This is a genomic window from uncultured Halorubrum sp., assembly GCF_937146585.1.
In the GTDB taxonomy this organism is placed as follows: domain Archaea; phylum Halobacteriota; class Halobacteria; order Halobacteriales; family Haloferacaceae; genus Halorubrum; species Halorubrum miltondacostae.
In genome coordinates this window covers 1-8,576 of record NZ_CAKZRO010000152.1, presented here as the reverse complement: position 1 = coordinate 8,576, position 8,576 = coordinate 1, and the positions used below count along the sequence as shown (strand labels likewise).

The window sequence follows — 8,576 nt, the reverse complement described above, 5'->3', positions numbered from 1 at the left end:
ATATTCCCTAATGTGTGTACGATGGATCCTACCCCTATCAGGGTCATACCTTTAACTGCTCAATTATGAGGGGACGTATGACCAAGTCACGTAGTACCACCCGGGGCGTACGCGACTCGGAGTCCTCGGGTCAGGAGGGGGGACTTGCGGATCCGACGGACGACCGTTCGAACTGCGGCATCGGCGGAGTCGTCGACCTCGACGGCGCGCCGACGCACGAGACCGTCACGGACGCGGTCGCGCTGCTCGAGAACCTCGAACACCGCGGGACGACGGGCGCGGAGGAGAACACGGGCGACGGCGCGGGGATCATGGTCGCGCGACCCGACGAGTTCTTCCGCGAGGTCGTCGATGCCGACCTGCCGGAGGAGTACGCCGTCGGTTCCGTGTTCATGCCGCCGGAACCCGGCGTCCAGGCGGAGATCCACGACGTCATCGCCGAGGTGTGCGCGGTCTACGGGCTCGAAGTGCTCGCGTGGCGGTCCGTACCGACCGACAACTCGGACCTCGGCGCGACGGCGCTCGACTCGGAGCCGGAGGTGTCGCAGGTGTTCGTCGCGCCCGTCGAGGGCGCGGGGCTCGCCCAGCGCTTCACCGAACCGGAGGACCGCTCCGACGACGCCGACCCGGACCTGCTCGGCTTCGACCGCGCGCTGTACGCCGCCCGCCGCGAGATCGAGAACGCGGTGTCGGGCGTCGAGGGCGCCGGCCGCTTCTACGTCTGCTCGCTCGACCGCCAGCGCGTCGTCTACAAGGGGCTGCTGAAGGGGTCGCAGCTCGCCGACTACTACCCGGACCTGACCGACGATCGGTTCGCGAGCCACGTCGCCTTGGTCCACGCGCGATTTTCGACGAACACGCTCGGCGCGTGGCACCTGGCGCACCCGTACCGCAACATCGTCCACAACGGCGAGTTCAACACGATCCGCGGGAACGTCAACTGGATGCGGGCCCGCGAGAACGACCTCGACCACCCGGCGTTCGGAGCCGAGCTCGACACGATCAAGCCGGTGATCGACGACCCGAACCAGTCCGACACCGCGAGCGTCGACAACGCGCTCGAGCTCCTCCTCCAGACCGACCGCGACCTCCCGCACGCGCTCCGGATGCTGATCCCGGAGGCGTTCCGCGGCGACGACCTGATGGACGACGGCCGCGCCGACTTCTACGACTACCACGCGTCGCTCGTCGAGCCGTGGGACGGGCCGGCCCTCGTCATCGGCTTCGACGGCGAGCAGGTCGCCGGCGTCTTGGACCGCAACGGGCTCCGCCCGTGCCGCTACGAGGTGACGACCGACGACCGCCTCGTCGTCGGCAGCGAGGTGGGCGCGCTCCCGACCGAGCCGGCCGACGTGCGCCGCCGCGGGCGGCTCCAGCCCGGCGAGATCTTCGTCGCCGACCCCGAGGCGGGCCGGATCGTCCCGGACGACGAGGTGTTCGAGGAGCTCACCGACGAGAAGTACGGCGAGTGGGTCGAGGACGGACAGGTCGACCTCGACGAGATCACCGACGAGGACGACGCCGCGATCGGCGTCGGCGGGCGCGGCGACGCGCCCGACGATTCCGAGTCGGTCGACACCGAAGCCGCGGAGGATCCGGACGGCGCGGACGCGGACGAACCGGAACCGGCCGTCCGCGCCCACCAGGCCGCGTTCGGCTACACGACCGACTCGCTGAACCACCTCGTCGAGCCGATGGCGAAAGACGGGAAGGACCCGGTGGGGTCGATGGGCGACGACACGCCGCTGTCCGTGCTCACCGACGTCGACCGTCCCCTCTTCACCTACTTCAAGCAGCTGTTCGCGCAGGTGTCGAACCCGCCGATCGACTACATCCGCGAGGAGCTCGTCACCTCGCTCGAGACCCGGATCGGGAACCAGCGCAACCTGCTCGCGGAGACGCCGGAACACGCCGAGCAGATCGTCTCCGACTCCCCGGTCCTGACGGACGCCGAGACGACCGCGCTCCGCGACCTGCCCGGACCGGGCGAGCGCCGTCCGGGCGACAACGACGCCGTCGGCGACGGTCCCGCGTTCAGCTCCGTGACCGTCGACGTCACCTACGACCGCGACGACTCCCTCGTCGACGCCGTGAACCGCGTCCGCGAGGACGCCGCGGCCGCCATCGAGGACGGGGCCGACGTCGTCGTGCTCTCCGACCGCGCCGTCGGCCCCGACCGACTCGCGGTGCCCAGCCTGCTCGCGACCGGCGCGGTCCACCACCACCTCGTCCGGAGCGGGCTCCGCAACCGCGCCGGCGTCGTCGTCGAGTCCGGCGAGCCCCACGAGGTCCACCACCTCGCGACGCTCGTCGGCTACGGCGCGGACGCGGTCGACCCGTACCTCGCGTACGCCTCCATCGCCGACGTGGTCGCCGGCCCGGACGGGGCCGACGAGGCGGAGGCGCTCGCGGCGTACCGCCACGCGCTGGAGGACGGCCTCCTGAAGACGATGGCGAAGATGGGCATCTCGACGATGGAGTCGTACCAGGGCGCGCAGATCTTCGAGGCGGTCGGGCTCGACTCCGAGTTCGTCGCCGAGTACTTCGAGGGGACCGAGATCCGGACCGAGGGGATCGGGATCGAACAGATCGAAGACGACCTCCGCACCCGGCACGCGATGGCGTTCGGCGCCGACCCGCAGCTGGAGACCATCGGCGAGTACGAGCACCGCTCGTCGGGCGTGAAGCACGGCTGGAACCCGCAGACGGTCGGCACGCTCCAGCAGGCGGTCCGCGGCGGGGACTACGAGCAGTACCGGGAGTTCGCGGAGCTGGTAAACGACCAGACCGAGGAGCTCCAGTCGCTGCGCGGCTTACTCGAGTTCGACTCCGACCGCGACCCGGTCCCGGTCGAGCAGGTCGAGCCGGTCGAATCGATCGTCGAACGCTTCGCGACGGCGTCGATGAGCCTCGGCTCGCTGTCGCCGGAGGCCCACGAGAACAACGCGATCGCCATGAACCGCATCGGCGGGAAGTCGGGAACCGGCGAAGGCGGTGAGCCGCCGGAACGGTTTGGCACCGAAAAGGAGTGTAACATCAAGCAGGTCGCCTCCGGTCGCTTCGGCGTCACCGCCGACTACCTCGCGAACGCCGAAGAGATACAGATCAAGATGGCACAGGGGTCGAAGCCCGGAGAGGGCGGCCACCTCCCCGGCGAGAAAGTAAACGAGATGATCGCGCACGTCCGGTACTCCACGCCGGGCGTCGGGCTCATCTCGCCGCCGCCGCTCCACGACATCTACTCGATCGAGGACCTCAAACAGCTCATTTTCGACCTGAAGGCCGCGAACCCCAGTGCCGGTGTCAACGTAAAGCTCGTCTCGGAGGCGGGTATCGGTACCATCGCCGCCGGTGTCGCGAAGGCGAACGCAGACACCGTTCACATCTCCGGCCACTCCGGGGGTACGGGCGCGTCGCCCAAAACGTCGATCAAGAACGCGGGGCTCCCGTGGGAGCTGGGGCTCGCGGAGGCGAACCAGATGCTCCGCGCGACCGGCCTGCGCGACCGCATCCGGGTGTCGGCCGACGGCGGGCTTCGGACGGGGCGCGATGTCGCGGTCGCGGCGGCGCTCGGCGCCGAAGAGTACGTCTTCGGCACCGCCTCGCTCGTCACCTCCGGCTGCGTCATGGCCCGCCAGTGCCACGAGAACACCTGCCCGGTCGGCGTCGCCACCCAGCGCGATGACCTCCGGCAGCGGTTCCCCGGCCAGCCGGACCACGTCATCAACTACATGACGTTCATCGCACAGGAGCTGCGCGAGATCATGGCCGAGCAGGGGTACACCGAGCTGGAGGAGTTCATCGGTCGGCCCGAGCTCCTCTCCCAGCGCGAGACCGACCACGAGAAGGCGAAACACCTCGACCTCTCCGCGGTCATCGCCGAGCCCGCGGGCGAGTCCCGCACGAAGGTCCGCGAGCAGGCCCACGCCGGCATCGACGACCTGCTCGACTGGGACCTCATCGACGAGGCCGCGCCGGCCATCGAGGACGGCGCGCCGGTCGCGCTCACCCGCGACGTGCGGAACGTCGACCGCGCGGTCGGCGCGACGCTCTCGAACCGCGTCGTCTCCGAACACGGCGGTGAGGGGCTGCCCGACGACACCATCTCCTGCCGGTTCGACGGGGAAGCTGGCCAGAGCTTCGGCGCGTTCCTCGCGTCCGGGATCACGATGGAGCTGTCCGGCGCCGCCAACGACTACGTCGGTAAGGGGCTCTCCGGCGGTCGGATCGTTATCGACACCCCGGCCGAGGCGGCGTACGACCCGACCGAGAACGTCGTCGCCGGTAACGTCTGTCTGTACGGCGCCACGTCCGGAGAGATGTACGTCAACGGCGTCGCCGGCGAGCGGTTCGGCGTCCGCAACTCCGGCGTCCGGGCGGTCGTCGAGGGCGTCGGTGACCACGGCTGCGAGTACATGACCGGCGGCGTCGTCGCCGTCCTCGGCGACACGGGTCGCAACTTCGCGGCCGGCATGTCCGGCGGCATCGCGTACGTGTACGACCCCGACGATCGGTTCGACGACCGCGTGAACCACGAGATGGTCTCCGTCTCCGAGACCCTCGACGAGTCCGACGAGCGCATGCTCCGCCGGCTCGTCGAGAACCACCACGCGTACACCGACAGCGAGCGCGCGGCCGACCTCCTCGACGACTGGGGGGCCGCGCTCGACGACTTCGTCCGCGTCTTCCCCGACGCCTACGCCGACGTCATCGCCGAGGGGATCGGCGACGACGTCCGGGAGGACCCACCCGCGCCAGCCGCCGCCGTGCCGGACGCCGGCACGGACGCGGCCGAACAGGTCTCCGGCGACGATTGATCGGGAAAGCGGCCGGTCCGTCAGTCCAACGACTCCGAGTCGACCTCGCTCTCGGTCGCCCGCTCGACCGCGCGGTCGACGTGGCGCTCGCGGGCGCGCTCGACGAACTCCTCCGGCAGCTCGTCTATCTCGCCGGCCTGAACGCCCCAGAGCTTCGCGTAGAGGCCGTCAGCGGCGAGCAGCTCGTCGTGGCTCCCCCGCTCGACGACCTCGCCGTCCTCCAACACCAAGGCGGTGTCGGCGTCGGTGACCGTCGAGAGCCGGTGCGCGATGACGAACGTGGTGCGGTCGGCCGCGAGGCGGTCGAGCGAGCGCTGGATCAGCATCTCCGTCTCGGTGTCGACCGCCGAGGTCGCCTCGTCGAGGATCAGTATCGCGGGGTCCTGGAGCACGACCCGGGCGATGGCGAGCCGCTGGCGCTGGCCGCCGGAGAGCTTCACGCCGCGCTCGCCGATCCGCGTCTCGTAGCCGTTCGGCAGCGAGTCGATGAACTCGTGGGCCTCCGCGGCCTTCGCGGCCTTGACCACGCGGTCGCGGACCTCGCCCTCGTCGACGTCCGCCTCGTCGATTCGCGTGAACCGTCCGTAGCGGATGTTCTCGGCGATGGTCCCGTCGAACAGCGTGGTGTCCTGCGCCACGTAGCCGACCGACGACCGGAGGCTCTCGACGGTCACGTCGCGGACGTCGTGGCCGTCGACGCGGATCGCGCCGTCGGTGACGTCGTACAGCCGGAGGAGGAGCTTGAGCAGCGTCGACTTCCCCGCGCCGGTCGGCCCGACGAGCGCGACGGTGTCGCCCGGGTCGGCCGAGAAGGAGACGCCGCTGACGACCTCCTCGTCGGCGTCCTCGGGGTCGACGAGCGCGTTCTCGGGGTACGCGAAGGAGACGTCGTCGTACTCGACGGCCCCCGCGACGCCGCCGTGATCGGTCGTGCCGGCGGTCGTGCCGGCGGCGTCGACGCCTCCGCGGTCATCGACCGTGCCGCCGGCGCCGCGGCCGCGCTGGCTCCCGCCGTCGCTCCGCGTCTCGCCGCCGAGTTCGATCGCCTCGTCGTCGTCCTCGATGCGGACCGGGATGTCGCGCAGGCCGAACACGCGCTCGCAGGAGGCCTTCGCGTTCTCGTACTGGTCGATGATGTTCGACACCTCCGCGAGCGGGGCGACGAACTGCTGGGTGAGGAGGACGAACGTGACGAACGTCCCGACCGTCAGCTCCGTCGTGAAGGGGCCCGGCGGGCCGTTCGCGAGCCAGAAGCCGCCGACCGCGAAGGTGGCGGCGAACGCCAGCCCGGCGAGCAGCTCCATGCCGGGGCGGTAGACGTAGTTGAGCCGGAGGATCGACATCGTCCGTCGGAAGTACGAGAAGGAGGCGTCCTCGACGCGCTCGCTCTCGTGGGCCTCAGTGTTGGAGGTCTTCACCAGCTCCACGCCCGAGAGCGCGTTCTCGAGGGCGGTGTTGAGGTCGCCGACGACGGAGCGCTGCGCGACGTAGCGCGGTTCGACGGCGCGCATGAACCACAGCGTGAAGAGGAACATCAGCGGGATGGCGGCGAGGGTGACGACCGCGAGCTCGTAGTTGTAGTAGACGAGGACGGTCGCGATGCCGACTACCATCACCCCGAGGCGCGCGGAGTTCTGGAGCGCGTTGTCGAGGAACACCTCCAGGTTCGAGGCGTCGTTGTTGAGGACGGACATGACCTCGCCGGTCTGTTTGTCGTCGAAGAAGGTCATGTCGAGCCGCTGCATCTGGTCGAAGGAGTCGGTGCGGACCGCGTGCATCACGCGGTGCGCGAAGTTGTTCGCCGCGATGCCGTACACGTACGTGAACACGCCCGTCACGATGAACGACCCGAAGATGAGGATCACCGAGAGGCGGAACTGCGCGGCCTCCGCGGTCGGCAGCCACGCGTCGGGGACGATCGGGAGCGTGTAGGGGCCGGAACCGGTGAAGACGGCGTCGATGGCGACGCCCAGCACCACCGGCGGGATCAGCCCCGCGACCCGGGCGACGACGTTGGCGACCATCCCGATCACGAGCCAGTGCGCCTCGGAGGCGCCGTACTCGCGGAACAGTCGCCCGAGCGGTCGGTCCACCCTGTCGCGGTACACTTCGAAGGCGTTGCGGTCGTCGGCAGCCATAGCCGTACGAGCGCCGGAAGCCCCATGTATCCGGCGGCTTCGGCGGCCCGTTCCGGGTTCCGACGACGCGAATCCCGGCCCCCGAGGAGGCGAACAAACCCGCCTGAATACAGCGGCGCGCGCCTCCGAGCGCCCGAGGGGGCGCGAGGAGCGCGTGCGAGGGAGTCGCGGTCGCCGGAGCGACGCGGAGGCGACCGCTACGAGGCTGGGGAGGTGTGTGGAGCGACGCCGTGCGGGGCGGGGCTCGAAGGGGCAGCCGCGAGGACGAAGCACGGCGACGCAAGCACTGGAAGGAGCGAAGCGAGCGACTGAAGCGCACAGCGAGCCGCGCGAGTCCTCGCGGCTGCCCCTTCGACGGTGTTCGCCGTCACTCCGCGATCGGCCGCGACTGTGACGGGAAGCACCCCAGAGCCGTCGGTCGGGTTCGGCCGCCGGACGGTTTAATAAGCGTCACGCGAACCCACGTACGTGGACGAACTCGTCGTGAGCACGGAGGTGTACGCCGACCCCGAGGACGTGTACGACTTCCTGCTCGACTTCCCGCAGTACGCGAACTACTCCGAGTACCTCCGGGAGGTCCGGACCGTCACCGGCGACGGCGGCCCCGGCACCCGGTACGCGCTCACGTTCGCGTGGTGGAAGATCTCCTACACCGCCCACTCCAGGGTGACCGGCGTGGAGCCGCCCGAGCTGATCGACTGGGAGATCACGAAGGACATCGACGCCGGCGGCCGCTGGCGGGTGACGCCGGCGGCGACCGACGGGGGCGACGAGGCCGACGGCGACGCCCCCTGCGAGGTGGCGCTCGAAGTCGAGTTCGACCCCGGCTCCGCCAGCCCGGACGCGCTCGACCTGCCGCGGCTCGTCTCGTTCGACTGGGTGCTGAAGAAGGCGATCCCGCTGATCAGAGGCGAGGCGGAGCGCGTCGTCGAACGCGCCGTCCGCGACCTCGAGGGGTCGCGCCGCGACGTCGACCTCGACGTGTACGTCGATTCCGACCGGATCTGACCTTGCGGCGCAGCGCCGTCGTCGAGTCGAAGGCCTTAATATATCCAGCGGGGAACGAACGAATGCGTTCGAGGGCTCGTAGATCAGTGGTAGATCATCCCCCTGGCACGGGGAAGGCCCGGGGTTCAAATCCCCGCGAGTCCATTCCTTCGCTCACTTCGTTCGCTCAGTCATTCCCTCGCGTGGTCCCACTTGCTCACTCCGTTCGCTCGCGGGACCCCCGCGAGTCCATAATTTTGCGCCGCGAGCACCGTCGCGAGCGGCGCAAATGCGTAACGAGTGGGGTTTGAACCCTACCAGTCGCGCGCAGCGAGCGAAGCGAGCACGTCTGGTTCTGGTTCAAATACCCGCGAGTCCATTCCTTCGCTCACTTCGTCCGCTCAGTCAGTCCCTCGCGTGGTCCCACTCGCTCACCCCGTTCGCTCGCGGGACCCCCGCGAGTCCATTCTAATAATCTGAATTAAATGCCGCTTCCAAGCTCTACCGGGTGTGTCCGGGCCCGATAATTTAAACTAGTTGAGGAGATTGTCGTCAATACGCCAGAACTGACCGAACCCGATCTCAACCGAAAGGAAGCAATTGTTAGAGACTACTTGTTACCGCTCCTTTCCAG

The 8,576-nt window shown here is 69.3% G+C and carries 3 protein-coding genes and 1 tRNA gene; 3 read left to right on the top strand and 1 reads right to left on the bottom strand.

What is annotated here, in order from left to right:
• Positions 1-77 precede the first annotated feature (77 nt).
• Entirely contained in the window at positions 78-4,817 is a 4,740-nt protein-coding gene (gene gltB, locus Q0116_RS12840; protein WP_297889054.1) for a glutamate synthase large subunit, read from the top strand.
• Between the two features lie 20 nt (positions 4,818-4,837).
• On the opposite strand, the gene Q0116_RS12835 is transcribed toward gltB, so the two are convergent.
• Positions 4,838-6,955 carry an ABC transporter ATP-binding protein gene (locus tag Q0116_RS12835; RefSeq protein WP_297889051.1) on the bottom strand — a complete coding sequence of 706 codons (2,118 nt, stop codon included), beginning with the start codon at positions 6,953-6,955 and terminating at the stop codon, positions 4,838-4,840.
• Between the two features lie 468 nt (positions 6,956-7,423).
• Between Q0116_RS12835 and Q0116_RS12830 the strand changes: the two genes are divergently transcribed.
• Positions 7,424-7,963, top strand: a complete 540-nt coding sequence (locus Q0116_RS12830) for a type II toxin-antitoxin system RatA family toxin (RefSeq protein ID WP_297889049.1) — start codon at positions 7,424-7,426, stop codon at positions 7,961-7,963.
• Positions 7,964-8,035: 72 nt separating this feature from the next.
• Positions 8,036-8,107: transfer RNA gene (locus Q0116_RS12825), tRNA-Ala, on the top strand.
• The last annotated feature ends 469 nt before the right edge of the window (positions 8,108-8,576 follow it).

What these genes read in the sequence shown, in the direction of transcription:
- gltB (WP_297889054.1), top strand. Translation starts at nt 78, where the DNA reads ATGACCAAGTCACGTAGTACCACCCGGGGCGTACGCGACTCGGAGTCC.
- Q0116_RS12835 (WP_297889051.1), bottom strand. Translation starts at nt 6,955, where the DNA reads ATGGCTGCCGACGACCGCAACGCCTTCGAAGTGTACCGCGACAGGGTG.